The organism is Williamsia sp. R60 (genome assembly GCF_054063855.1).
Genome location: NZ_JBSSGR010000003.1, coordinates 617,770 through 644,151 on the forward strand (window position 1 = coordinate 617,770; position 26,382 = coordinate 644,151).

Here is a 26,382-nt window from a genome sequence, read left to right on the forward strand (position 1 = left end):
AGGGGCGGCAACCGCCCTGAGACTCGTCGCCCGATTCGAGCAGCCGTCTGTGCGAACTATCCGTCGATTCTCCGATGAAGTCGATAGCCCCAGACTGTTAGCGGAGCTACCCATAGCGGTCGAACGTCAAACCTTCCGGCCCGGGATGGGCCCCCGAGTCGGCGGCACCATCCAGATCCGAGTCGATCAGCACCTGATCGAACTTCCCGTCGTCATCGGTGTCGATGTAGAGCCGCCCGCCGGTGCGGGAGACCGCGATGTCGTCCTGTCCATCGGCGTTGCTGTCGAACGTACGCTCCCCTGATGGTGCAGACGGCTCTTCTGGGTTTACCGGCGAGGGCGAACGGGGCGGATCAGGCGGCACGTCCGGTCCGGCACCGGCAAGGCCCTCGGACCGCCTTCCCCACACTCCTGAACCATCGTCGGTGAACCAGGCGTCGACGGCGCCGTCGTCGTCGAGGTCGAGCGCGCTGCAGTCGGCCCGTCCGTCATGGTCGCGATCCCACAACGCATCGTCGGACAGTCCGTCGCCGTCGAAGTCGAGCCGAACCGCATCCGGAGCACCTCCTCCGAGGGTCAGATCTGCCGACGAGGTCCAGGTGCTGGTCCGCCCGTCACCGGCCCCGAAGACATACTCGATCGTCGGTTCCATGAGTACTTGGACGGCGCTGGTGGGTGACGGGTTCCGCCGTGCCCCTTCGCGGTAGCGTAAGAGCGACCCCAGTGCCCGGCGTCACCCAGCATGACCTGCGAGGAGGACCTTCGGATGTACGTCAGCGAGCTCGGTGACCTATGGCATCGGGCCCGAACAGAGCCCGTCAGCATCCACCTCGATTCCGCCGCGGCATCGCGCGCTTCGAATCAGGTCATCGAAACCATCACCGCCCACCTGTGGCGCGAAGCCGAGCGCGGCGCCTACGTGGCCCAGGAACAGATCACCGAGTCGCTGGACCGGTGCCGTCGTGACATCGCCACGCTCGTCGGGCGCCAGGCGCATGAGCTCGCGTTCCGCGAGTCGGCGAAGGCCGCGCTCCGCGCGCTGCTGACCTTCTGGAATCTCCCGATCTCGGCATCGGTATGGGTGGCCAAAAACGAGTTCGGGCCCAACCTCGACGAGTTCGAGCGCCGCGGGTACGCCGTGCACACCATCCCGTCCGCCGACGTGTACGGACACGTCGACACCGATGCGCTCGAGAACATGCTGCAGTTCGAGCAGCCCGACTTCATCCACGTGTGCCACATCGGATCTCACAGCGGAGTCGTGCAGCCGGTCGAGAAGATCGTCGAGCTGGCGCGTACCGCCGGGGTACCGGTGGTGGTCGATGTCGCCCAGTCGTTCGGTCAACGGGACTGCGCTTCCGGTGCCGACGTGGTCTACGGAACGAGCCGCAAGTGGCTGGCCGGTCCTCGCGGCGTCGGTTTCCTCGCCGTGCGCGGCGACTCGGTACGGCCTGCGGAGATCGAGAGTTCCGAAGCGTTTGTCGCGGGTCGTCTCGGTCTGGGTGTGGCGATCCAGGAGCTGCAGAGCTTCGGCCCCGAGCGGGTCAGCCGCGAACTCGCGGCCATCGGGCAGTTCACCCGGGAGCGGTTGCACGGCATCGGCAGCTGGGAGGTGATCGAACCGATCAACGAGCCCTCGGCGATCGTCACCCTCGCACCTCCCCCGGGCTGGGGCCCGTCGGACGTCCTGGCGGCACGAGACAAGTTGCGGTCCATCGGCATCCTGGTCACCTGCGCCGACAGCTGGCGTGCGCCGCTCAGTGCCGAGCAGTCGGTGCTGCGGATCAGCCCGCACCTCGACGTCCAGCGGTCGCACCTGGACCAGCTCGCGAACGAACTTCGCGGGATGGGTTACTGAGCCCTCTTCTTCTCCGCCCGCACCAGGCCTGAGCCGATGATCAGCCGCTGTATCTCACTGGTGCCCTCGTACAACCGCAGGAGTCGCGCGTCGCGGTAGATGCGTTCGGCCACAACACCTCTGATGTATCCGCTGCCGCCGTGTACCTGAACCGCGAGGTCGGCGACCTTGCCGAGCATCTCGGTGCAATACAGCTTTGCCACCGAGGGCGCGATGCGCCGGTCCTCCCCGCTGACCCATTTGCGTGCTGCCTCGGCCACCAGCGCCCGGCCGGCCATCACACCGGTTTGCTGGTCGGCGAGCATTGCCTGCACCAACTGGAAGTCGCCGATCGTGGTGCCTCCCTGCGTCGTCAGCGCGGCGTACCGCACCGATTCGTCCAGTGCACGTTGCGCCTGCCCGACTGCGACTGCCGCGATGTGGATGCGGCCACGGGCAAGGATGGTCATGGCTGCCCGGTATCCCACCTCTGGATCGCCGCCGACAAGTGACGCGCCGGGCACCCGGACGTCGTCGAAGAAGACCTGGGCGGTCACCGACCCCTGTTGGCCCATCTTCGAATCCTTCGGGCCCACACTCACTCCGGGGGTATCGGCAGGCACCAGGAAGACTGCGATGCCCGGGCCGGTCTCATCGGCCGGCCGGTAGCGCGCAAACACCACGAACAGATCGGCCCACGGCGCGTTGGTGATGTAGCGCTTCTCGCCGCTGATCACCCAATCATCCTCGTCAGCAACGGCTTTCGTTCGTAGGCCCGCCGGATTCGAACCGGCCCCATCCTCGGTGAGCGCAAACGACGCCACCACCTCGCCCGATGCGATCCGGCTCAGCCAGGCTTCTTTCTGTTCATCGGTTCCGAACTCCACCAGCACCTGACCAGCGATGCCGTTGTTGGTGCCGAGGCTCGACCGGAAGGCCAGACTCGTGTAGCCCAACTCCTGTGCGAGTCGGACATCCTGTTCGAGGTCCAGACCAAGACCACCCCACTGCTGAGGGATCGCAAACCCGAACAAGCCCATGTCCTTGGCCGCCTGCAGGAGGTCGGCAGGAATCGCATCGCCGTCGGCGATCTCCTGCTCGCGCGGAACCACCTGCTCACGCACAAAACTCCGGGTTGCCGCCAGGATGTCGGCCAGGTCGTCCTCGGTGACTTCGCTCATCGCACCAGGATAGGGTCAAGCGCTCGCAGACACGGCCGCCTTGACGATCTCGGTGACTGCCGGGCGTGCCGCGTCGGCATCGCTGGGCACCAACGCAATTCGGGTGCGTCTGGCCAGGATGTCATCAACGTTCAGCGCCCCTTCGGCGGTCAGCGCGTACTGCACTTCGGCCCGGGTGACGTCGATGTCCTCGGCTATTCGGCCGGCCGGGTTGCTCACCGTGGCCGTCTCGATGACGCGCTCGGCCTCGGCACCGAACCGCGCCACCAGCGACTCGGGCAACGTGCTGTCGCCGGTCCGCCCGACGGCGCCCACCAGCGCCAGTGACTCGGTCTCGCACGATGCAGCGCGTATGCCGCCGCGCTGGACGGCTTCGTCGACGGCGTCCTGGGCCATCTGGCGGTAGGTCGTCAGCTTCCCGCCAACCACCGTGATCACACCGGTGGGACTGACTCGGACCAGATGGTTGCGCGACAGGTCCGCGGTGGCCCGCTCCCCCGTGCCGCCGTCGTCGATCAGCGGTCTCAGTCCCGAGTAGGTGCCGCGAATGTCCGACCGGGTGAGTTCTCGGCGCAGTGCCTGGTTGATCGTGTTCAGCAGCAGATCGATCTCGTTCTTGGACGGGGTGGGCTCGTCCGGGATGTCGCCTGGTGCGTCTTCGTCGGTGAGCCCGATGTACACCCGGCCCAGCTGCTGCGGCAGTGCGAAGACGAACCGGCTGATGCTGCCCGCCATCGGAACGGTGAGGGCGGCGGTCGGATTCCCCACAGCAGCGGCGTCGACCACGAGATGCGTTCCGCGACTTGGTCGTAGGCGTATCGAATCGTCGACCTGGCCCGACCACACCCCGGTGGCGTTGATCACCGACCGGGCTGCGATCGGGAAGCTGTGGCCCGTCCGGGTGTCGGTGAGCACAGCGCCGTGCCCGGTGACATCGGAGGCGCGGGTGTAGGTACAGATACTGGCGCCGAGACCCGCCGCGGTACGCGCGAGTGCGACCACCAGACGGGCATCGTCGATGAGCTGCCCATCGTGTCCCAGGACCGCCGACCGCAACCCATCGGTCCGGATTCCCGGACACAGTTCGCCGGCGCGCTGCGCCGATACCCGGCGTGAGCGCGGCAATACGGTGGCAGGGGTCTTGGCGTTGTGCCGCAGCACATCTCCGGCAAGCATGCCTGCGCGGGCCGCGACCTTGGCGACAAACGGGGTGTCGGAGTAGACGGGCAGCAGCTGGCCGACCGGCCGTACGAGATGCGGTGCGATCACCGTCATCACCCGATGACGTTCGAGCGCGGATTCGCGTGCGATCGCGATGTTGCCGGTCGCGAGGTATCGCAGACCGCCATGGACGAGTTTGCTGCTCCATCGGCTGGTTCCGAAGGCCAGGTCATGCGCCTCCACCAACACCACCGAGAGCCCGCGGGCTGCTGCATCGAGTGCCGCCCCGGCCCCTGTGACACCCCCACCGATGACCAGTACGTCCACCGGATCGGTGCGCGAAGCGAGGTGTGCGAGTTCGCTGGTGCGGCGGTCGGCGTTCAACGACGCGTCGGCAAAAGACAGGGGTCGGCCGGTCATGGCGCGCTCCTCAGATAGGACATGAGTGCGTGCCGCAGTTCTGGCGACCATCGCTCACCGAGAATGGGTTCGACGATCGCGTGGGACTGGATCGTGGACTGGCAGATCAGCAGGACCATGGTGGCCAGCTGGTCCGGATCGCCGTCGCGGATGTCGCCGCGGCGCTGACCGTCTGCGATCGTGCGGTTCAGAAGTGCGAGCACCGCTTGCTGACTCCGCCCGAACCTGACGAACACATACGGTGCCAGCGCTGCCGACGGCTCACTCCACAACACCGCGAACAGGTCGTTGCGACGGATGGCGTCGGCCACGGCGACAATTCGGTCGACCTTGTCCCCCAGCGATGTGCCTTGTGGCGGCTCGCCGGCGATGACCCGGCTCATCTCCCTCGTGACGAGGTCGGCGGTCACCGACTGCACGTCGGGCCAGCGTCGGTACACGGTCGGCCGACTCACTCCGGCCAGTCGCGCGACCTCGGCGAGGGTGATCTTGCCGCCTTCTGCGCGCACGAGACATGTCCGCGCCGCGTCGAGAACGCGGTCGGCGACGGAGGGATCGCCCACTGCGGCGATCTTGGCGTGACGGATTGACATATTGTGTAAAACTGTAACGCATGACGGTGAACTATCCACAACACGCACTACCGCTTCCCCCGATGAAGTGGGATGCGTGGGGAGCCGAAGCGGCGGCCACCCACCTCTCCGCCGACATCAAGAACCTTCTCGTCGGCGTCTTGGGTATCTCCGGCGATCCGATCGATGCACCGACCGCCGATCGGGTGCGCCTGTCCCCCACCCGCCTGACCGACACCGACCTCGATGCGTTGCGCGCGATCGTCGACGCCGTCTCGACCGCCGACGGTGATCGGCTGATCCGATCCGGCGGCAAATCCACCCTGGACCTGTTGCGACGCAAGCAGATAGAGCAGGCCGCGCCGGACGGTGTGGCGATCCCCGCGTCTGACGACGAGGTACATGCCCTGCTGCAGTGGTGCGCGCTCTCCGAGGTGGCCGTGGTGCCCTTCGGCGGCGGCACCAGCGTGGTCGGTGGCCTCGATCCCGACAGCGGCGAACACCGCGCGACGCTGTCGGTCGACCTGCGCCGTTTCGACGAACTGATCGCGATCGACACCGTGTCGGGGCAGGCCACCCTCGGCGCAGGGGTGACCGGACCGGCCGCCGAACAACTTCTCGCCGAACACGGCTTCACACTCGGGCACTTTCCACAGAGCTTTCAGTTCGCCACCATCGGCGGGTTCGCGGCCACCCGATCGTCGGGGCAGGCATCAGCCGGGTACGGGCGCTTCGACGACATGGTGACCGGCCTACGAGTGGTCACGCCCGTTGGCACCCTCGACCTGGGTGGCGCGCCGAAAACTGCTGCCGGGCCTGACCTTCGGCAACTGTTCCTCGGTTCGGAAGGCACCTTCGGGATCATCACGCAGGTCACCGTGCGAGTTCGCCGCATCCCCCCGGTGACCATCGGCGAAGCGTGGCACTTTCCCGACTTCGCCTCCGGCGCAGATGCGTTGCGTGCCGTGGCACAGCAAGGCAGTGGTCCTACGGTGATGCGGTTGTCGGATGAGGCGGAGACCGGGGTGAATCTGGCGAGGCCAGCCGAGATCGGCGCAGGTGATCAGGACGGCGCCCGGTCAGGCGGCTGCCTGGCGATCACGACCTTCGAGGGCACAGACGATCTCGCCGCCGCGCGCCGCGACCTCACCGCAGCCCTGTTCTCGGCTGCCGGCGCCACATCGATGGGCGCCGAACCCGCACACGCCTGGGCGCACGGCAGGTTCAACGCCCCGTACCTACGTGATGCGCTGCTCGCGATCGGCGTCGGTTGCGAAACCCTCGAGACCGCGACCACGTGGGCCGCACTGGCTGACACCAAGGCTGCCGTGGCCACAGCCCTGACCACCGCCATCGAGGAATCCGGCTCGCCCGCCCTTGTCCTCTGCCACATCTCCCACACCTACCCCACCGGGGCTTCGTTGTACTTCACGGTGGTCTACCGGGCCACAGATGATCCCATCGGGCAGTGGTTGCATGCGAAAAGCGCTGCATCACAAGCGATGATCGATTCCGGTGCGACGATCACCCACCATCACGCCGTCGGCGCCGACCACCGGCCGTGGCTGGCGGACGAGGTCGGCGACGTGGGACTGCGGGTGCTGCGCGCGGTGAAATCCGCGCTCGACCCCACCGGCATCCTCAACCCGGGCAAACTCATCCCATGACCACTGCGATCGCCAGGGTGTCCGCTCTGATCAATCCCGCTGCCCGCCATGGCCTCGGCGTGCGCGCCGCAACCACCGCACTCGCCGCGCTGCGTGACCGCGGTGTGGAGGTGACCGAGCTGGTCGGCCGCGACCCAGACGACGCCCGCGAACTCGCGCGCACGGCGGCCGCATCCGACATCGACGCCCTGGTGGTGGTCGGCGGCGACGGCAGCGTTCGCCTGGCCCTGGAGGCCGTCGGCGACACCGGTGTCCCGCTGGGTCTCATCCCGGCCGGGACCGGCAACGACCACGCACGCGCTCTGGGGATCCCCACCGACGACCCTGCTGCTGCGGCCGCCATCATCGCGGCCGGGCGTCGCCGACCGTTCGACATCGCGGTCATCACGCCGGCCGACGGCCCCAGTGCCGTTTTCGGAACGGTCGCGGCCACCGGACTCGACGCACTGGTCACCGAGCGCGCGAACAACATGTCTTGGCCCAAGGGGCAATTGCGCTATCCACTGGCGGCGGTCGCCGAACTGGCACGGATGAAGCCGTTTCACTATCGGATCACGTTGGACGACAACACATTCGAACGCGATCTCATCCTGGCGGCGGTGGGCAACACACCCTCGTACGGCGGTGGGATGAAGATCACGCCGTCGGCGGTCATCGACGACGGCCTGCTCGACCTCACGCTGATCTCTCACGGACCACGCCTGAAGATGTTCGGATTGTTCCCGACCATGTACAGCGGCAAGCACATCGAGCACAAAGAGGTCGAGCAGTTCCGTGGTTCACGCATTGTCCTGGACTGCGTACCCACCGCGCCGATCTATGCCGATGGCGACCGGATCGGGCGTTTGCCGGCAACCATCGAGGTGCGACCGGGTGCGGTAACGTTCCTGGCGTAGCCGCCGTCGTCGTCGGGCACCAATCCAAGCCGCACGGGGCTTCCCTTCCGCAGAGCCCGTCGTGCCGAGTCCCGTCCTGCCGAGGAGTTCTTGTGCTCAAACGTGATGTATCCGCCCATCTCGACGTCGACATCACCGGCGAGACCGATCTGGAGTTCCAGATCACCGTGGCCCCGCATCCCGGGGCCGAGGTCACCGAGTCGCTGTCCTTTGTACTGGACGGAAAACCCGTGTCGGCCAAAGAGATCAGCGGTGCGCACGGAAGCCGCATCCACATGCTGCACGCCGGGGTGGGCAATCTGCAGGTGGAGTACACCGCCACCGTCCTCGGTTCCGCCGACCCGGCACCGGTGTCCGACCACGACCTGTCGATGTACCTGCGGCCGAGCCGATACGCCGAGGCCGACAAGTTCTTCGGTTTCGCCGCAAAGCAATTCGGCGATCTGACCGACCCCGCGGAGCTGCTCGAAAAGGTCGCTTCGTGGGTGGGTACGCATCTGGACTACGTCCCGGGTTCCAGCGACCCCATCGACGGTGCCGCCGACACCCTGCTGGCCGGCGCCGGCGTCTGCCGCGACTACGCACATCTGGTGGTCGCGATCCTGCGGGCGGTGAACGTCCCGGCTCGACTTGTCGCCGTGTACGCGCCCGGTTGCGATCCGATGGACTTCCACGCGGTCGCCGAGGCATTTGTCGACGGCCGGTGGCGAGTTGTCGATGCCACCTGCCTGGCGCCTCGCCAGACATTGGTCCGCATCTCGACCGGCCGTGACGCCGCGGACACCGCCTTTCTCGACAACCACAGAGGTGCGATCACCCTGAACAAGGCAACGGTGACCGCTGTGGTCGACGGTCCGTTCCCGAACGACGACATCAGCGAGATGGTGTCACTCGGCTAGCCAAAGAACAGCCGGCTCAGCTCTGCTGCTCGGCGGCCCACCATCGCCGCAACGCCTCTTCGGCCTCCTCGCGCGACATGGGTCCGCGATCGAGCCGCAGTTCCTTGAGATACCGCCAAGCCTTGCCGACCATCGGGCCCGGGGGCAGGTCGAGCAACTCCATGATGGTGTTGCCGTCGAGGTCGGGCCGGACCTTCGCCAGGTCTTCCTGTTCGGCGATCCTGGCGATGCGCTGCTCGAGGTTGTCGTAGTTCTGTTGCAACTTGCGCGCCCGGCGCTTGTTGCGAGTGGTGCAGTCGGCCCGCACCAGTTTGTGCAGCCTCGGCAGCAGGGGACCGGCATCGGTCACGTAGCGTCGCACCGCCGAATCGGTCCATTGATTGTCGGCGTAGCCGTGGAACCTCAGATGCAGGAACACCAGGTTCGCGACGTCCTCGATGACCGCCTTCGGATACTTCAGAGCGCGCAGGCGCTTACGGACCATCTTGGCGCCGACCACTTCGTGGTGATGAAAACTCACCCCACCGTTCGGTTCGTGACGCCTGGTTGCCGGCTTGCCGATGTCGTGCAGGATCGCCGCCCACCGCAAGACCAGATCGGGATCGCCATCCTCGAGATCCATCGCCTGGGCGAGCACGGTGAGGGAGTGGGTGTAGACATCCTTGTGCTGATGGTGTTCGTCGATGGCCAACTTCATCCCGGGGATCTCGGGGATGATCAGCTCGGCCAGGCCGGTCTCACACAACGTCTCGACTCCTTCGACCGCATGTTCACCGAGGATCAGCTTGTCGAGTTCGGCTGCAATCCGCTCCACAGTGATCCGTTCGATCTGGCCTGCCATCTCCACCGTGGCCGCGAACACCCGTGGTGACAGCGAGAACCCGAGCTGCGAGACGAACCGCACACCACGCAACATGCGCAGCGGATCGTCGTTGAATGAATCCTCGGGCGCGGCGGGCGTGTCGATGACCCCGGCCAGCAACGCGTCCATCCCACCGAGAGGGTCGATGAACTCCTGGCTGCCGTCGGCACCGATCTTCACGGCCATCGCATTCATGGAGAAGTCGCGGCGCACCAGATCGTCTTCGAGTCGATCACCGAACCGCACCTGGGGGTTGCGGCTCACCCGGTCGTAGGAATCGGCCCTGAACGTGGTGATCTCGATCTGGATACCCGCCCTGACCGCGCTGATGGTGCCGAACTCGATCCCGGTGTCCCAGATGGCCTCGGCCCACCCGCGCAGCAACTCCTGCACCTGCTCGGGACGTGCGTCGGTGGTGAAGTCCAGGTCGCCGGTGCTGAGCCGGCCCAGCACCGCGTCGCGCACCGAGCCGCCCACGAGGAACAGCTCGTGTCCCGCTGCGGCAAATCGAGCCCCGAGGGGATCGAGGGTGTCCGAGAGTCCCCGCAACGACACCGCAGCGGCTGCGAGCAACCTGGTGCGTCGCTCATCGGCGGCCGAGGTGCCGGTGGAAGAAGGGGGAGTTGTCACGACTGGCCAGACTACCGACCGACCGGCGACGATCCGAACCCCGATCGCGCGGCGTCACCAAACCGCGGTGGGTCCAGGGCGCCGCCATCGGCCCCGCTGGCAGAAACGGTGGGTTAACGGCGACTAGCATCGTGTGAGTGTCAGCCGAACCCACCGAGCCGAATAGGGACGTCCCTCGACGTCCGCGGCGCAGGCGCGGCAATCGGCGCGGCGGATCGACAGCCACCCGGATCGACAGCTCTCATCACAGTGGAGCAGAGCCCCGTCCCCAGCCGAGTCCCCAGCCAGGTCCGGAACCGCAACGCAGCGACGACTCGACCGTCGCCGACGCCACCGCGTCAGCCCCCGGATCGCGGCGATCGCGTCGCGGACGTCGCCGAAAGCCGTCACGCCCCGCCGACCACAGCGTCGAGGCCGCCCGTAGTGAATCCACCGGGGTCGCCGGAACCCACGTTGTCGAAGGTCGGACCGCGCAGGTCAAGCCTTCGGATGTGGGCAAGGTCAAAGCCCCTGCCAAGGTGCCCCCGAACCTGGCCAAACAAAGACTTCGCACGGTGCGGGAGACCTCGGCCGGCGGGCTGATGGTGTCGGGCCTCGACGGACCGCACGAGCAGCGGTGCGCCGCCCTCATCGGGCGGGTCGATCGCCGCGGCCGGATGATGTGGTCGCTGCCGAAAGGTCACATCGAGACGGGGGAGACCGCCGAACAGACGGCGATCCGTGAGGTCGCCGAAGAGACGGGCATCGAGGGCAACGTGGTGGCCCCCCTCGGAAAGATCGACTACTGGTTTGTCAGTGAGGGGAAACGGATCCACAAGACGGTGCACCATTACCTGATGCGCTTCACCGGTGGTGAACTCTCCGATGCCGACTACGAGGTGGCCGAAGTCGCCTGGGTTCCACTCGCCGAGCTCCCTCGTCGACTGACCTATTCGGACGAGCGACGATTGGCGCGCGTCGCCGAGGACGTCATCGCCGAGCTCGTCGCCGACCCCGACCGGATGGCCGAGTCCGAGGCCAAGGGGGCGCGCACCGAACCGAACGCCTACGAGAAGGCCGCGGCCGCGCGGAACCAGAAGCGCAACGAGCCTCCGCCCGCACCGGCGAGGCCTCGCCGCAGACGCCGCCGGGGTCGTCGCGGCGGCGGTGGCGGCACCGAGACCACATCCGAGAACCGCGGGGCCGGCAACAGCGGGGGACCGGCCGCCCATGCACCACCGCCGGAATCCGGCCCGCACGTCGCGACGTGAACGGCCGATCGATGCGGGCGCTGACGATCCTGGTCAGCGTTCTCGCCCTGGTGTTCGGACCCCTCGCGGTGTCGGCGGTGGCCACACCCGCCGACGACACCTCGCAGACCGATGACACCTCGCAGACCGGGGAGTTCCTGCGGATCTCGCTCGAGTCGATCGATCCGTCCACAGTCACCACCTCCAGTCCCGGCGTCGTCACCGCCGGCGGGACGCTGACCAACGTCGGGGACCGGCCGGTCCGCAACATCGCCATGCGCCTGCAGCGCGGGGCCGCCATCACCACCAGTGCCGGCCTCGGCGACTCCCTGTCCGCCGACGCGAACAGTTTCGAGACCGTCGGCGACTTCACCGACGTGAGTCAGCAGCTCGGACCCGGGCGGTCGATTCCCTTCTCGCTGCGAATTGATCTGTCCGTCAATGCTTCTGGTGCGCCCAGCTTCCAGATCGACAAGCCGGGGATCTATCCGGTGCTGGTCAACGTCAACGGCACCCCCGACTTCGGCAACCCGGCACGGCTCGACGACGCGCGAGTACTCCTGCCCGTGGTCGGCCTGCCGCCGAACCCTCTGCGCGCTCAGTCCCAGGCCGACGACGACGCCTCGGGTGACCCTGTCGCCGCGCCCATCGGAGCCGACGGTTCGGTGGCCCCGGACATCTCACAACCGGTCGGCATGACCATGCTCTGGCCGATCGCCGCACCGGCGTCGCTCGCGCCGGGGGTCACCGGGGGAGGCGACGAGACGGTCCGGTTGATGGACAACGGTCTCGAGCAGTCACTGGCCGCCGGCGGACGTCTCGATCGACTGGTGGCGACCATGGAGCAGACCCGGACGCGAGATCTGGAGTCGCCGCTGGCGCGCAGTCTGTGTCTGGCGGTGGACCCCGATCTGCTGATCAGCGTGCAGGCGATGACCGGCAGTTATCTGGTCACCACCGACCCGGCCGATCCGACCGGTCCGGCTCGGGAGGGCACCGGATCCGAGGTCGCGGCGGCCTGGCTCGCTCGGCTGCAGGCCCTGGCCACCGGTATGTGCGTGGTGGCCACCTCGTTCGCCCACGTCGACACCACCGCGCTGACCCAGGTCGCCGATTCCGACCTGTCGGACACCGCTTTACGAGCACCCGCCGACATCGTCGACCGCATCCTCAACGTGAAGAGTGTGCGTGGCCTGGCGATTCCGGCCTCGGGGGTCCTGGACACCGCAGGCGCCGGACTGATCCGCGACAAGGGCGCGGTGGGCACTGTCGTCGCGGCGTCGAGTGTCAGAAACCTCACCCCCACCTCGACGAACGGCGAATACCCCCTGGGCGAGGACCTCGCCGTCCAGACCTATGACCCGGCGGTGGCAAGCGGCCTGTCGGCACTCGGCCCGGGTCCGCGGTCGGCCCAGGTCACCCCGACAGCCCAGCGGGCAGGCTGGTTGGCCGGCACCGAACAGGTCCGCCGCCAGAACGCGGTCGCGGCGATGATGTTCTCTGCGCTCGCACCCTCCACACTCGCCGACGACTCCAGGACGGCCGAGACGGGCACGCAATCGTCGGACGCGCAGGCCGTGGCCGACCCGATCGCCGAACGCATCGGGCGCGGTGCGGTGCTGATGCCCCCACCCACGTGGTCTGCGTCCGAGGATGACACCCGTGCGGTGTTGTCGGCGATGTCTCTGCTGCTCGGTTCAGACCTCGCGATTCCCCGGCCGCTGGCCGGGATCGCCACCGACCTCACCGCCACCTCGGGTGCACCCGCGGGTGCTGAGCTGGTGGCCCCACCCGAGACCACCGTCACCGGTCCCGATCCCCGGGTCATCGCCTCGGTACGCGCCGACCTGCAGCAGTTGCGCGACCTGCAGGACTCGATGACGCGCCGCGCGGACGTGCCGATCACCCCGGGTGCCTACCTGGCGCCGCTGCGTGAGGACATGCTGCGGGCGATGGCGTCCGTGGCGCCGCAGGATGAGCAGGCTGCGACGCGGTCGGCGTCGATGCGCACATCTGCGGTCGCGACCACGCTGATGAACATCCGCAACGGTGTGGGCATCCTCGACCCAGGTGGGCGGTTCACCCTGGCCTCCGAACGCAGCCCGTTGCTCCTGGTGATCCGCAACGATCTGCCCGTGGCGATGCGAACTCGATTGAACGTCTCGGCACCGAGCGGCATGACCGTCGGAGACATGGGTGTGTTGGAGATCCCGCCCAGGGGCACCCGTCAGATCCAGGTCCCGACTCGTGCCGACCGCTCCCGTTCGATCACGGTGGAGATCGGTCTGGTGACCACAGGCGGCGTCCCGTTGGGCGACTCGATCAACCTGTCAGTACATTCCAATGCATATGGTAAACCGCTCTTCATCATCACAATCTGCGCCGGCGCACTCCTGGTGTTCTTGTCGGGCAGACGGTTGTGGCATCGATTCCGTGGGGAACCCGATCCAGCCGACCTCGACCGGCCCGAACCCGACGAACGCGATCGTCTGATGGCGGACAGCCGCGCGTTGCACAGTCCACCCGAGCGCGAGCACCACCTCGGCCGACATCACCCTGATCACGACAACGGCGGTGACAGGCCATGACCAACGGTGGAATGCAGCCGCCACCTCCGCGCCGAAGGCCCCCGCCCCGGTCTGTGGGGGTTCCGCCCGGTGCACCGCGCGACCCCGCACCCGGACCACGCCCGACAGCCGGTGAGCTGGCCTCGGCTGCGTCCGGCAAGATGACGACGTCCACGGCGATCGACCCCGGTGCCCGCGTCCGCGAACAGCCGTCCGACGACAGCGTCCTGCGCACCAGCGGATCCATTGCGCTGGCCACCCTGGTCTCACGCATCACCGGATTCGTACGCACGGTCCTGGTGCTGGCCCTGCTCGGCGCCGCGGTCGCTTCGTCGTTCCAGGCCGCCTATGTTCTGCCCAACATGGTCGCCGAGGTGGTCCTCGGTGCCGTCCTCACCGCCATCGTGATCCCGGTCCTGGTACGCGCCGAATCCGAAGACGCGGACGGGGGAGTGGGATTCATCAACCGCATCTTCACCCTCGCGGTGACCGTGCTGGGGGTGGCCACCCTCGCGGCCCTGATCGCTGCGCCCGCGCTCACGATGCTCAACCTCGGTGACGGCAAGGTCAACCGCGACCTCGCCACCGCACTCGCGTTCCTGCTGATGCCCGCCGTGCTGTTCTACGGGTTGTCGGCGCTGTTCATCGCCATCCTGAACATGAAGGGCTTCTTCAAGCCCGGCGCCTGGGCACCCGTGCTCAACAACGTCGTACAGATAGTCACCCTGATCGCCTATGCGGTCGCCCCGGGTGACATCTCGCTGAACCCCGTCAGCATGGGCGACACCAAGCTCCTGATCCTGGGCGTCGGCACCACTCTCGGCGTGATCGCCCAGACCGCGGTCCTGCTCCCCGCCATCCGGCGCAGCGGGGTGAAGCTGAAACTGCAGTGGGGTCTGGACGACAGGTTGCGCAAGTTCGGCAACATGGCGCTTGCCATCGTTCTGTACGTCGCAGTCCTGCAGGTCGGTCTGATCGTCACCTATCGCATCGCCTCGAGCGCAACCGAAGCCGGCGTCAGCGTCTACGCGACACACTGGCAGCTCCTCCAGTTGCCCTACGGCGTACTCGGCGTGACCATCCTGACCGCGATCATGCCCCGCCTCTCCCGTAATGCCGCCGCCGACGACACCCACTCGGTGGTCGACGATCTCTCACTGGCCACCCGGTTGACGATGGTCTCGCTGGTGCCGGTCATCGCGTTCATGACGTTCTTCGGGCCGGCCATCGGTGTCGCCGTGTTCAACTTCGGCAAGTTCGACGCCGACACCGCCTCACAGCTCGGCAGCGTGCTCTCGTGGGGCGCGTTCACGATGATCCCGTACGCGATGACACTCGTGCAGCTCCGCGTGTTCTACGCCCGCGAGGACGCCTGGACCCCGACGTACATGGTCATCGGGATCACCGCGGTGAAGGTGGCAGCGTCCTATCTCGGCCCGGTCCTGTTCGACGACCCCGACGCGATCGTCCGGTGGCTGGCCCTGTCCAACGGTCTCGGCTACCTCGTCGGTGCGGTGGTCGGTCACTATCTGCTGCGTAGCAGGCTCGGTGGCGCAAGAATGACCAACGTCGGCCGCACGGTCATCTGGACCATCGTGGTGTCGGTGGCGTGCAGCGCCCTGGTGTGGGCGCTGGCCGAGGTGTCCGGACTGCACCGGCTCAGCACCGACCACGGCAAGGTCGGCTCCCTCGCCTATCTCTTGCTCGTCGCGGTCGTCTCCATCGGCCTCACCTACACGGTCCTGACCCTGCTGCGTGTTCCCGACGTGCTCGCAGTGGTGGTCGCAGTCCGGCGGGTCATCGGCCGGTTCATCCCCGCTGTCGCCCCGGCCCCCGAACCCGCCACCGACGGCGCTGCCACCATGACCGTTCAATTCCCGCGGATCTCTGGGGACGAATCGGTTCCGTATTCTGGTCAGGTCGAGGTCATTCAGCGCTTCGACCGGGGAACATCGAGTTGGCAGGCGTATTCGGTCACCAGTGGTGGTGCCGCCGGAATGGGCGTCCGCCAACCCCAAGATCTTCGCTATCGGAGGAGAGGAGCAGGTGCCTTGAACAAACCAGAGCCCGACAGCAAACCGGCCGGGCCGCCCACGCCTGCTGCCGGTTCCACCGCCGTCTCGCCAGAAGACGGGCCCGCCACCAAGGCGATGCCCAGTCAGGCCGGCGCCCGCCAGCCCGCTCGCGAGCAACCGCCCGGGGACCGCCCCGCATCAGGTCCCCCCGGGCCTCGCACACCCGCGGCGGCAGGCGACGGACCCCCACGTCCTCCCGAGGCGCCATTGCCGGGCCTACGGCCACGTCGCGGTCCCCGGCTGGTCCCGGGCGCTGCCGTCGCCGGTGGCCGCTACCGTCTGCTGCAGCACCACGGTGGCGCACGCGGACTCCAGTTCTGGCAGGCCCGTGACATCAACCTGGACCGCGACGTCGCCCTGACGTTCGTCGACGCACAGCAGGTCGCACCACCACCCGACCCCGGCGTGCGTATCGATCCGCGCGACGAGGGTCCGCAGGCGGTGCTCTCGCGCACCCTGCGACTGGGACGCATCAACTCGCCCGGGATCGCTCGGGTACTCGACGTGGTGCGCGGATCGTCCGGCGGAATCGTTGTCGCCGAATGGGTTCCGAGCTCGTCACTGGCCGATGTCGCCAAGACCAGTCCGTCTCCGGTCGGTGCGGCCCGTGCCGTGCGGGCGCTCGCAGCTGCGGCCGAATCGGCGCACCGCAACGGCGGCGCGCTGTCCATCGACCATCCCGAACGAATCCGGATCAGCCAGGACGGCAACGCGTTCGTCGCGTTCCCTGGCACGCTGGCCGACTCCGACAAGTCCACCGACGTCCGTGGTCTCGGTGCCGTCCTGTACGCACTGTTGCTGGCCCGTTGGCCACTCGACGCCGACACCGGTAGGGAGCTGGCGACCAACCGCGCGTCGAACGAGCCCGTCGGGGGACTGCACCCGGCATCACCCGGACCCGGCGACCTGCCCCGCGAGCCACGCGCCGAGCGTCCTGACGTCCCGTTCGAGATCTCGGCGGTCGCCGCCCGGGCCCTCGAGGGGAACAGCGGGATACGCACCGCGGCAACGGTTCAACACGTTCTCGACCAGGCAACCGTGCTGGATCAGAAGACCGATCTCATCGCACAGGTCCGCGACGATGACGGACCCGGTTCGTCGTCGCGCGCGACGCCGCGCATGCTCGGCACCGGGGGTGACGGTAAGAAGCCACGGTCGGTGCGGATGATGGCGCTGATCGCCGGGGCCGTGCTGCTCACGTTGTTCCTCATCATCGCGATGGTGGTCTGGATCTCGAACTCGGTGGGCGGCAGCAACGACACCCCCGACATCGACAAGATCTTCTCGTCCTCGGCCGGCGCCCCGTCCCCCGGCGCACCCGCGCCTGCCGTCGGGTCGGCCCCGCTCGCGTTGACCGGCGTGACGATGCTCGACTACTCCGACCAGGAGCCGGACAGCCGGACGAACCTGAACAACGTCATCTCCGGCCAGGCCCCGGCATGGCAGACAGACGAGTACCGCGGTGGACCCCGGTTCGGGAACCTCAAACCCGGTCTGGGACTGATGTTCACACTGGACCGCGACGCCACGCTGACCGAGGCCGTCATCCGTACCCCCACACCGGGCCTACAGGTCCAGATCCGCACCGCCGACGACCCACGCGCCCCGTTCGAGGCCACCACACAGGTCGGGGCAGCGACCCTGGACAACGAGACCACCACCATCCCGATCGCCGGCGCCGGACCCTCGCGGTACGTCATGGTGTGGCTGACGTCGTTGCCCCGCAACGACAGCGGCCGCTACCAGGGGTCGGTCGCCCAAGTCACGCTCACCGGTTCCTAGGTCGACAAGGCGGTGACAACCGACGGGTTGCCCGCGGGTGCAGTGCGGTGTGAGGACGGGCTCATCCGTCCTCTGTGGGCCGCACAGACCGGCCTGATGCGCGACTACTACGACAACGAGTGGGGCATGCCGGTCTCCGGCGAGAATGCCCACTTCGAAAGACTTGTGCTGGAAGGCTTTCAGGCCGGCCTGTCATGGGCGACCATCCTGCGGAAGCGACCCGCCTTCCGTGAGGTCTTCCGCCATTTCGACGTCGACACCGTCGCCGCGTTCGGCGACCGCGAGGTCGACGCGATGCTGGCCGACGCGCGCATCATCCGCCATCGCGGCAAGATCGAGGCCGCCATCGGGAATGCCAGAGCCACACAGCAATTGCGCGCAGATGGTGGCCTGGTCAACTTCCTGTGGTCGTTCAAACCCGATCGCACCCCTGAGCCCGCGGAGATGGCCGACGTGCCGACCACCTCGGCTGAGTCCATCGCGATGTCGAAGGCCCTGCGCGCACGCGGCTTCCGGTTTGTCGGGCCCACCACGATGTTTGCCTTGATGGAGGCCATCGGTATCGTCGACACCCATCTGATGAGCTCACACCGACGCGGCAGTTCCGGTATCTGGCCCTGATGGGCCGGCAACCCAAGCTCGTGGGTGTCACTCGCTGGGGTTGTCCAGGTGCTGTCGGACCAGATCCGCAAGATTGCCCGGGTAGATCATCTCGTCACTCGACTCGATCTCTTCGGGTTTCCACCACCGATGGCCGAGTATCGAGCTGCGCTCCAAATCCGTCCACCCCGCCGAGTGAGGCTCGAACGTTCCCACATGCGCCACGAAGTAGGTCTCCACCTGATGGATCGGCTCGCCCCCGAAGACGATGTCGAACTCGCGGGCATAGACAGGCGCCGACATCTCGGTGACCCGCAAGCCGGTCTCCTCGTACACCTCACGGAGCGCCGCCTGCTCATCGGTCTCGTCGCCTTCTCGGCCGCCACCAGGGGTGAACCACCACGGCCCGGCCGACGGGTTCTGTGGATCCACACCCCGGAACAGCAGCGTGCGGCCCTCCTCGTCGATGAGGATGATGCGGGCGGCGCGACGCAGCCGGCGAACGATCTTCACAGCTCTCCACCTCTCAGGCGGCTCCCAGCGTGCCAGACCGGTCCAGGTGTCGCGACATCCGCGCGACCGCATCTGTTCACCCTGCCGCGGCGGTACGGGCCCCGGCTGGCAGTTTCAGACTGTTTGGCTACTGTGGACACCGCGGCGGTCACCTGATCACCGCACCACTCCACGCCAGCAGTCTCCTCCAGCGCCAATCCGATCGGAAGCGAGAGACCGATGATGGCTCGGACGGCCGAGTATCCCCGGCCCAACCACTGCATCGTGCACGTCAGCGACACCCACCTCATCGACGGCGACGGCGATCTCTACGGGGGAGTGGACAGCACCTCACGCCTTCGTCAGATACTCACCGAACTCACCGGTTCCGGTTCGAGGATCGACGCGCTGGTCTTCACCGGCGACCTCGCCGACAAAGGTGATCCGCGCGCCTACGAGACCCTCCGGACGATGGTCCAGCCTGTCGCCGACGACCTCGGAGCCCAGTTGATCTGGGCGATGGGCAATCACGACGACCGCGCGCACTTCCGCATGAAGCTGCTCGACCAGGAGCCATCGACCACAGCGGTCGACGCGGTGTACGACATCGACGGTCTGCGGATCGTCACCCTCGACACCACCGTTCCCGGACTCCACCACGGCGAGATCGCCGACGAGCAACTCGATTGGCTGGCAGGGGTTCTCGCCACCCCCGCCGACTTCGGGACCATTCTCGCAATGCACCACCCCCCGGTACCCTGTGTGCTCGACCTGGCTGTCCTGGTGGAGTTACACGACCAGGATCGTCTCGCAGATGTGTTGCGCGGCAGCGATGTACGGTCCATCATCGCCGGGCACCTGCACTACTCCACCACCGCCACCTTCGCGGGCATCCCGGTATCGGTGGCCGCAGCCACCTGCTACAACCAAGATCTCAATGTCCCTGCCGGCGCCATGCGCGGCCGCGACGGAGGCCAGGGTTACAACCTGGTTCATGTCTACGACACCACCATCGTCCACTCAGCGGTGCCGATCGGTACGTATGAGACTGTCGGAGAGTATGTTTCGCCGGCTGAGAGCGCTCGCAGACTGGCCGAGGCAGGGATCGTCATCGCCGACGGCCGCAGAGCAGATTCGGTCAGTCGCGTCTGAGCAAGCGTGGCCGCCTACGCGAGAGACGATGCCTTGGCGGCAGTCTCCCACGGGGCGACGATGGGGAAGTAGCGGTCGAGGAAGCTCGTGACCGTCTGCGTCCGCAGTTCGAGGTCGACCTCCGGAACACTGCCGTCGTTGAGGCAGAAAAAGTCCACCGCGCGTTTGGGGAGCATCTTTTCCATGTCCTTGAGCCCGGCGTACTCGGTGGTGTCGATGTAGCGCACCTTCGCGTCCTTCTGCACCACCGCACGCCCGGTCATCAACGCGTAATAGTGGTAGAGGGAGTTGGTCACCGAAATGTTGCTGCTCGATCGGAACGCGCTCGCCGCGGTGGCGGCGAACTCCGCGGGGAACTCCCTCTCCATCTCTTCGAGCACACTCTTGCGCAGCGGGGTGGCGGCATGTTCGAGGTGCCGAGTTGTCATGAGCCCGAACCGATCCTGCAACAACCGGCGGTTCACCCTCGCCGCATTCTCGAACCCGCTGCGGTCCTGGTCGCTGTATCCGAGACCGATGCGTGTGGTGGCCTCGATGAACATGCTCACGCCGCCGGAGGAGAAGAACGCCTCAGGGCTGACCGGCCGACCGAAGAACATGTCGTCGTTCGAGTACAGGAAATGCTCCGACAACCCCGGGATGCGGTGCAGCTGGCATTCCACGGCCTGCGAATTGTGTGTCGGCAGAACCGATGTGTCGGCGAAGAACTCCTCGCTCGGCACGAAGGTCACCCGCGGGTCGTCGGCCAGCCAGGACGGCCGCTCGGAATCGGTGGCCACGAAGATGCGGCGTACCCAGGGTGCGTACATGTACACCGACCGCAACGCGTACTTCAGCTCGTCGATCTGCCGGTACCGCGCTGCCGACGCATCCCCTTCTCCGACAACGTAGTTCTTCATCCGCTTGGCACGCTGGGCCTGGAACTCGGCCGACGAACCATCGACCCAGGAGAAGACGATGTCGATGTCGAAGTTGATGTCGGAGGCATGGCCGGCAAACATGTTCTCGATGGTCGGCCACGTCTTGCCGAACTTGTCCACCGTGCCGCGCACCGCTTCTTCTTTGCGGATCGTGCGACGGGTGAGTGAATTCTCGATCGGGAGAATGATTTCCGACGGCGTGAACGACCACAGCTCCACCTGTACAGCCGTGGATGCGCCGTAATGCAAGCCGCTGCCGGGTTCCACCCGTGGCCGGTAGAGCCGGAAGATCCGCGCCTTGGACGACGCCGACAGACGTCCGTCGCCGACGAAGACCGCCTTACCGCGTTCTGCGTCAACGGTTTTCGAGTAGAACGGTTCGCGTTCGCAAGCATCCGCGAGAGCTCGTGTCATCGCTTTGCGGTTGGTCCATGCCACCGCGATCACCGGACGTTCGTCGTTCCCGCGCACAAGCAGGTATTCGATCTGCGCGTCGTCGAGGACATCGCGGATGAACAGCAGATCCTCGACCATCGCCTGGTGAGGTGTGGTCGAGGTGATGGTCAGCGCGTATCGACCCTCGAACCCGACGACGTCGGGCCGCTCCCGGAGCCGTGCGACCGAGGCCGGTGACTCACGAAGGACGGCCTCCGGTTTGTCGAGCTCCGGAGGAACGAGGTAGATCTCATGTGGCGCAGACGACAGAGTGATGTGACGATCCTTCCGGGGAGCACAGCCGAGAATTCCCCGCCGATCGGTCAAGTCTAATGCTCTCGCCGGTCAACCCCGTCCGCTGCTCGGTCCGGTGGACCCATCAGCGCCGGTCACGGCCCTTTTTGACGCGTTGTCATACAAACAGATGCACTTGCATCTGGTCTCGCACGCGACATTGTGGTCCATTAGTCTCACTCCCATGGCCAAATGGGGGAGGGCCGGCGGTGACGTGCGGACCGATGGGGAATTGCTTGCAGCGCATGTGCAGGGGGACAGGGATGCGTTTGCGGTTCTGATCACCCGCCATCAGAGCTATCTATGGGCAGTTGCCCGCCGCACCTCGCATTCCGACGAAGACGCCGCCGACGCACTGCAAGAAGCCCTCCTCAACGCCCACCGCATGGCCCATCGGTTCCGCGCCGACGCCAAGGTCACATCGTGGCTGCACCGTATTGTCGTCAACGCATGCCTGGATCGTATCCGTCGCAACAAATCTCGGCAGACCGTTCCTCTACCCGAGTTCGACATCGCACAACTCGCCGATCCCCATGACCGCACCGGCACCGTCGACCTATCCATGTCGATCGGCCGTGCGCTCGACTCTCTGCCTCCCGAGCAGCGTGCGGCGATCGTTGCCATCGATGTCGAGGGTTACTCGGTGGCGGAGGCGTCCGAACTCCTCGGGGTTCCCTCCGGGACCATCAAGAGTCGTTGCGCGCGCGGCCGCGCGAAGTTGGCGGTACTGCTGGGCCACCTCCGTGACACTGCCGACGAGGCCCAGGGGTAGTCCCTCCCTTCACCAATCCTGGCCACGTCTTCCGCGCGGGGCTGATCCGGTCCGTCTGTGGCATCCACGCGAGACCGTGCGGTCTACTGGTCCGATGGGCTTCACACGCGCCGAACTCGAGTCGTATCGCGATGCCGTCGTCCCCGATCTCATCGGGCCCGACTGCAAATTGTTGTTCGTCGGGATCAATCCCGGACTGTGGACGGCGGCGACCGGCGCACACTTCGCCCGGCGCGGCAATCGTTTCTATCCCGCTTTGTGGCGAGCCGGGATCGTCGATCGATTGATCGATGCGTCGGCGGGCATGAGCGATGACGATCGGGCCCTGTTGCTCGACCGGGGGATAGGCATCACCAACGTGGTCCCGAGGGCGTCTGCACGGGCCGACGAACTGACCACCGAAGAACTGGTCGAAGGCGGCCGCAAGCTGATCGACACGGTCACCCGCGTGCACCCGAAGGTCATCGCGGTCGCGGGAATCACGGCCTACCGCACGGCTTTTGGGGACCGCAAGGCAACTGCCGGACGTCAGGACCGTACGATCGGCGACACGGTGGTGTGGGTTGTTCCCAACCCGAGTGGTCTCAACGCACACCACACCGTCGACACCCTTGCGGAGGCCTATCGGGCCGCGGCGGTGGAGGCGGGCGTGGTCCAGGAAAGTCGGCAATAAAAGACAGTGTGTCGAGGGAACCGTTGCGAACAAACTGGCGTCCTAGCTTTCACATCAAGAAAACGAGGGAAACTGGGGTTCGAACGATGTTCGGAATCGGCAATCGGCACCACACTGACCGCGAGCTGCCAGAACCGCCGTACCCGCTGGACATGATCGCCGACCTCCACGCCGGCGTCTATCCCGACGAGGTGGCCGATGCCTTGCGCGCAAAGGTGTTCGACGACCCGGATTCGATGACCATCTGGAAAGCGCTGGACGCCACCACCGGCGAACTGGCCTCTGCGCCGGTCGTCGAGGAGCCGTTGCCCGCCTACGCGCAGCACAAGCTCGACCAGGCGCTTCACATGATGGCCGCTGACCATCACGACGCACCTACAGAGGCTGTCACCCCACTGAGACGGCATCGTGGTGCCATTCTGCTATCTGCTGTCGCCGCGGCGGCAGCAGTGGCCGCGATCGCGGTCGCGACCACCTTTGCCTTCAGCGGACGCTCCGAACCTGCAATTGCCGAACAGAACGCTCCCACCCCCACTTCGATTGCCGCACCTTCGGATGCCACCCTGCTCAGCGCGCTCGGCCAGTCCGCCGACACCGCGTTCGGCGACCTCGCCCAGCGCGACCGATGTCTGGCGGCCAATGAGATAGAGCCGGCCACTCCTGTGTTGGGTACGAGCTCAATTCAAGCCGGTGGCGGCCCTGCGGTGGTGATATTGCTCAGCACGGGTATGGCGGGACGGTTCGATGCGCTGGTGGTCGGAGCCGACTGCGACACGGCCAATCCGGCGACGCTCAGTCGCACCACCATCGGCAACAAGTGACGCCACGGCAGCTGCCGCGATGAGTCCCACCGGCAGCACCGCCAGATGCCCCGTTCCCACCGACCACACCACCGGTCCCGTCGCTGCTGCGGCTGCTGTCCAGACGCCCGCCCGTACGCCTGACATTGTGCGAAAGCCGAGGTCGTAGGTGTGTCGCCGGGTCGGCGGCACCAGATGCATCAGGGCCGTCGCAAGCAGGATCGACCCAATCAGGTCGCTGGGCCGGTGCCATCCCCAAACCATCAGGTCCTGACCGACAAGCGTCAACCAACCGACTCCGAGGATGGCCAAGACCGGGGCCACCCGTCTCGGAGCCGCTCGTACGATGGCCGCCACACATCCGGCAGCTGCAGCGGCGTGCCCACTCGGGAAGGTGTTCGACAGCCAGCCGAGTCCGACGAAGTCGGGGCGCAGCAGCACCTCGTCCCGCAGGAATTGAGCCAGCAGGATCCCGGCGATCGGCAACAGCAGCAGAGGCAGCAGACTCCAGCGGCGCCCCGCGACAATGCCCAGACCGATGATCAGGGCCGCTGCAACCGTCCACAGTCGGTAGTCGGTGATGGACCCCAGACCGACCATGTGGGGCAGGTCAGCACTCGCCCCGGTGCCGCGGAGGGTCAAGTAGGCCTGCTGGTCGAGATATTGACCCCACTGGCTACGGACGGCCAGTAGGTATACGGCGCCCATGGCAATCGTCAGCGTCGCCGCCCAGGCCAGCGGACGCCACGTGGAGAGTCGCGAGGGTCGCAAGAGCATGACTCCATCGTGCCGAACATTTCTGTGAGCTCTCACAGGGTCTGCGGATCTGTTCCGGGAACAGATCCCTTTAGGCTGGTGTTGTCCATCGCGGGTGAAGAAAACGTCAAGGCTTCGCTGACAGCGGAGCCCACCGCCGCGCCCCGACAGGCCACGAGCCCAGGTTGAACCACCGTAAGGAAGTAGAGCACCGATGACCTCAGCAGGTACCGAGACCGTCCACGACGTGATCATCATCGGATCAGGACCGGCCGGATACACAGCAGCCGTGTATGCCGCACGTGCCGAACTCTCTCCGGTGGTCTTCGAGGGCACCCAGTTCGGTGGTGCGTTGATGACCACCACCGAGGTGGAGAACTTCCCGGGATTCCAGAAGGGGATCCAGGGTCCCGAACTCATGGACGAGATGCGTGAGCAGGCCATTCGGTTCGGTGCTGATCTGCGCATGGAAGACGTGGATGCGGTCCGCCTCACCGGCGAGATCAAAGAGGTCGACGCCGGCGGCGAGACCCACCGGGCGAAAGCCGTCATCTTGGCCATGGGCGCCGCAGCCCGCTACCTCGACATCCCCGGCGAGCAGGATCTGCTCGGCCGAGGTGTGTCGGCATGTGCCACCTGTGATGGCTTCTTCTTCCGTGACCAGGACATCGCCGTCATCGGCGGCGGTGACTCCGCCATGGAGGAGGCAACCTTCCTCACCAAGTTCGCACGCAGTGTCACCGTCATCCATCGCCGCGAGGAGTTCCGTGCCTCACGGATCATGCTCGAGCGTGCCCGCACGAACGACAAGATCCGCTTTGTGACCAACGCGACCATCGGCCGCGTTCTGGGCGAGACGTCGGTCACCGGCCTGGAATTGGTGGACACCGTCACCGGCGCCACCTCGCAGATCGATGCCACCGGCATGTTCGTGGCCATCGGCCATGATCCACGCAGCGCGCTGGTCAAAGACCAGGTCGACCTCGATCCGGACGGCTACGTGCGGGTTCAGGGCCGCACCACGTACACCTCGCTGCCCGGCGTATTCGCCGCCGGCGACCTGGTGGACCACACCTACCGGCAGGCCATCACGGCCGCTGGCTCGGGTTGTGCTGCCGCCATCGACGCCGAGCGCTGGCTGGCCGACCAGAACGACATCAGCCCGCTCGAGGTCCCCGAGGCGGCCGGCGTTCAGGCCTGACCGCTCGAACCGACCGGTTCGACCGAACCGGCCCCCACAGACGAACCAAAGGAGATCAAAATGGGTGCAAACACCGTTGCAGTGACAGATGCCACATTCAAGGAGGAAGTGCTCGGTGCCGGCAAGCCGGTACTGGTCGACTTCTGGGCCACCTGGTGCGGACCGTGCAAAATGGTCGCTCCGGTGCTCGAGGAGATCGCCGGGGAGAACTCCGACAAGCTCACCGTCGCCAAGCTCGACGTTGACCAGAACCCAAATGTCGCAAGGGATTTCCAGATCATGTCGATCCCCACGATGATCCTTTTCGAAGACGGCAAGCCCACCAAGACCATCGTCGGGGCGAAGGGCAAAGCTGCGCTTCTCCGCGAACTCGACGGTGTTCTCGGCAAGTAGTCGTCCCTGATCAGCAGCCCCCTCGCCAGCGGTCACGTACCAGTACTGAGATGATTACGGTCATCAAATTGGTACGTGACCGTATTGGCTCTGACGGCGGATTGCTGAGACACTCG

21 protein-coding genes are annotated in these 26,382 nt (G+C 66.5%); 13 read left to right on the forward strand and 8 right to left on the reverse strand.

Annotated elements, in window-relative coordinates:
* Window positions 1–106: 106 nt before the first annotated feature.
* Entirely contained in the window at window positions 107–652 is a 546-nt protein-coding gene (locus ACVWY6_RS16295; RefSeq protein WP_457539426.1) for a hypothetical protein, read from the reverse strand.
* Between the two features lie 114 nt (window positions 653–766).
* Here ACVWY6_RS16295 and ACVWY6_RS16300 point away from each other — a divergent pair, with 114 nt between their 5' ends.
* On the forward strand, window positions 767–1,858 hold the full coding sequence (locus ACVWY6_RS16300; protein WP_062796119.1) for an aminotransferase class V-fold PLP-dependent enzyme: 1,092 nt from the start codon (window positions 767–769) through the stop codon (window positions 1,856–1,858).
* Here the strand turns inward: ACVWY6_RS16300 and ACVWY6_RS16305 are convergent.
* From ACVWY6_RS16305 to ACVWY6_RS16315, 3 genes are read right to left on the reverse strand one after another with little or no spacing between them, the layout of a single operon-like run.
* Window positions 1,852–3,018 (reverse strand): acyl-CoA dehydrogenase family protein, encoded by a 1,167-nt coding sequence (locus tag ACVWY6_RS16305; protein ID WP_457539428.1) that lies wholly within the window; start codon window positions 3,016–3,018, stop codon window positions 1,852–1,854. The two genes, ACVWY6_RS16300 and ACVWY6_RS16305, sit on opposite strands and share 7 nt — an antisense overlap.
* Before the next feature lie 15 nt (window positions 3,019–3,033).
* Window positions 3,034–4,599: a glycerol-3-phosphate dehydrogenase/oxidase gene (locus tag ACVWY6_RS16310; RefSeq protein ID WP_457539430.1), complete on the reverse strand. Its 1,566-nt coding sequence runs from the start codon at window positions 4,597–4,599 to the stop codon at window positions 3,034–3,036.
* Window positions 4,596–5,192 (reverse strand): TetR/AcrR family transcriptional regulator, encoded by a 597-nt coding sequence (locus ACVWY6_RS16315; RefSeq protein ID WP_457539432.1) that lies wholly within the window; start codon window positions 5,190–5,192, stop codon window positions 4,596–4,598. Before ACVWY6_RS16315 ends, ACVWY6_RS16310 begins: the two co-directional genes overlap by 4 nt.
* A gap of 20 nt (window positions 5,193–5,212) precedes the next feature.
* Between ACVWY6_RS16315 and ACVWY6_RS16320 the strand changes: the two genes are divergently transcribed.
* From ACVWY6_RS16320 to ACVWY6_RS16330, 3 genes are all read left to right on the forward strand, one after another.
* Entirely contained in the window at window positions 5,213–6,838 is a 1,626-nt protein-coding gene (locus tag ACVWY6_RS16320; RefSeq protein ID WP_457539434.1) for an FAD-binding oxidoreductase, read from the forward strand.
* On the forward strand, window positions 6,835–7,734 hold the full coding sequence (locus ACVWY6_RS16325; RefSeq protein WP_457539435.1) for a diacylglycerol kinase: 900 nt from the start codon (window positions 6,835–6,837) through the stop codon (window positions 7,732–7,734). The genes ACVWY6_RS16320 and ACVWY6_RS16325 overlap by 4 nt, the downstream gene beginning before the upstream one ends.
* Before the next feature lie 92 nt (window positions 7,735–7,826).
* Complete coding sequence (locus ACVWY6_RS16330) at window positions 7,827–8,633, forward strand: transglutaminase-like domain-containing protein (protein WP_457539437.1); 807 nt, start codon at window positions 7,827–7,829, stop codon at window positions 8,631–8,633.
* Window positions 8,634–8,649: 16 nt separating this feature from the next.
* On the opposite strand, the gene ACVWY6_RS16335 is transcribed toward ACVWY6_RS16330, so the two are convergent.
* Window positions 8,650–10,125, reverse strand: coding sequence for a CCA tRNA nucleotidyltransferase (locus ACVWY6_RS16335; protein WP_457539439.1), 1,476 nt, complete (start codon window positions 10,123–10,125; stop codon window positions 8,650–8,652).
* A 137-nt stretch (window positions 10,126–10,262) separates the two neighbouring features.
* On the opposite strand from ACVWY6_RS16335, the gene ACVWY6_RS16340 reads away from it, so the two are divergent.
* The 4 genes from ACVWY6_RS16340 to ACVWY6_RS16355 all read left to right on the forward strand — a co-directional run bounded on the left by ACVWY6_RS16340 (window position 10,263) and on the right by ACVWY6_RS16355 (window position 18,399).
* Window positions 10,263–11,375 carry an NUDIX hydrolase gene (locus ACVWY6_RS16340; protein WP_457539440.1) on the forward strand — a complete coding sequence of 371 codons (1,113 nt, stop codon included), beginning with the start codon at window positions 10,263–10,265 and terminating at the stop codon, window positions 11,373–11,375.
* Complete coding sequence (locus ACVWY6_RS16345; protein WP_457539441.1) at window positions 11,372–13,942, forward strand: hypothetical protein; 2,571 nt, start codon at window positions 11,372–11,374, stop codon at window positions 13,940–13,942. The genes ACVWY6_RS16340 and ACVWY6_RS16345 overlap by 4 nt, the downstream gene beginning before the upstream one ends.
* 140 nt (window positions 13,943–14,082) lie before the next feature.
* Window positions 14,083–17,778, forward strand: coding sequence for a murein biosynthesis integral membrane protein MurJ (gene murJ / locus ACVWY6_RS16350; RefSeq protein ID WP_457540181.1), 3,696 nt, complete (start codon window positions 14,083–14,085; stop codon window positions 17,776–17,778).
* A gap of 12 nt (window positions 17,779–17,790) precedes the next feature.
* Entirely contained in the window at window positions 17,791–18,399 is a 609-nt protein-coding gene (locus ACVWY6_RS16355; RefSeq protein WP_457539443.1) for a DNA-3-methyladenine glycosylase I, read from the forward strand.
* A gap of 27 nt (window positions 18,400–18,426) precedes the next feature.
* Here the strand turns inward: ACVWY6_RS16355 and ACVWY6_RS16360 are convergent, their stop codons facing one another.
* On the reverse strand, window positions 18,427–18,891 hold the full coding sequence (locus ACVWY6_RS16360; RefSeq protein WP_457539444.1) for an NUDIX hydrolase: 465 nt from the start codon (window positions 18,889–18,891) through the stop codon (window positions 18,427–18,429).
* A gap of 219 nt (window positions 18,892–19,110) precedes the next feature.
* Here ACVWY6_RS16360 and ACVWY6_RS16365 point away from each other — a divergent pair, with 219 nt between their 5' ends.
* Window positions 19,111–20,022 carry a phosphodiesterase gene (locus ACVWY6_RS16365; RefSeq protein ID WP_457539446.1) on the forward strand — a complete coding sequence of 304 codons (912 nt, stop codon included), beginning with the start codon at window positions 19,111–19,113 and terminating at the stop codon, window positions 20,020–20,022.
* 14 nt (window positions 20,023–20,036) lie between these two features.
* Here the strand turns inward: ACVWY6_RS16365 and ACVWY6_RS16370 are convergent, their stop codons facing one another.
* Complete coding sequence (locus ACVWY6_RS16370) at window positions 20,037–21,476, reverse strand: stealth family protein (RefSeq protein ID WP_457540182.1); 1,440 nt, start codon at window positions 21,474–21,476, stop codon at window positions 20,037–20,039.
* Between the two features lie 379 nt (window positions 21,477–21,855).
* Here ACVWY6_RS16370 and sigM point away from each other — a divergent pair, with 379 nt between their 5' ends.
* Both sigM and mug read left to right on the forward strand, forming a co-directional pair.
* The gene (gene sigM / locus ACVWY6_RS16375) at window positions 21,856–22,443 is read left to right on the forward strand and encodes an RNA polymerase sigma factor SigM (protein WP_031331106.1); all 588 of its coding nucleotides are present in this window, start codon (window positions 21,856–21,858) and stop codon (window positions 22,441–22,443) included.
* Window positions 22,444–22,537: 94 nt separating this feature from the next.
* Window positions 22,538–23,116: a G/U mismatch-specific DNA glycosylase gene (mug, locus tag ACVWY6_RS16380; RefSeq protein WP_457539448.1), complete on the forward strand. Its 579-nt coding sequence runs from the start codon at window positions 22,538–22,540 to the stop codon at window positions 23,114–23,116.
* A 677-nt stretch (window positions 23,117–23,793) separates the two neighbouring features.
* Here mug and ACVWY6_RS16385 read toward each other — a convergent pair.
* Entirely contained in the window at window positions 23,794–24,693 is a 900-nt protein-coding gene (locus tag ACVWY6_RS16385; protein WP_457539450.1) for a phosphatase PAP2 family protein, read from the reverse strand.
* Window positions 24,694–24,886: 193 nt separating this feature from the next.
* Between ACVWY6_RS16385 and trxB the strand changes: the two genes are divergently transcribed.
* Both trxB and trxA read left to right on the forward strand, forming a co-directional pair.
* Window positions 24,887–25,873, forward strand: coding sequence for a thioredoxin-disulfide reductase (trxB, locus tag ACVWY6_RS16390; RefSeq protein ID WP_457539452.1), 987 nt, complete (start codon window positions 24,887–24,889; stop codon window positions 25,871–25,873).
* A gap of 60 nt (window positions 25,874–25,933) precedes the next feature.
* Window positions 25,934–26,266, forward strand: coding sequence for a thioredoxin (gene trxA, locus ACVWY6_RS16395; protein ID WP_023954118.1), 333 nt, complete (start codon window positions 25,934–25,936; stop codon window positions 26,264–26,266).
* Window positions 26,267–26,382 lie beyond the last annotated feature (116 nt).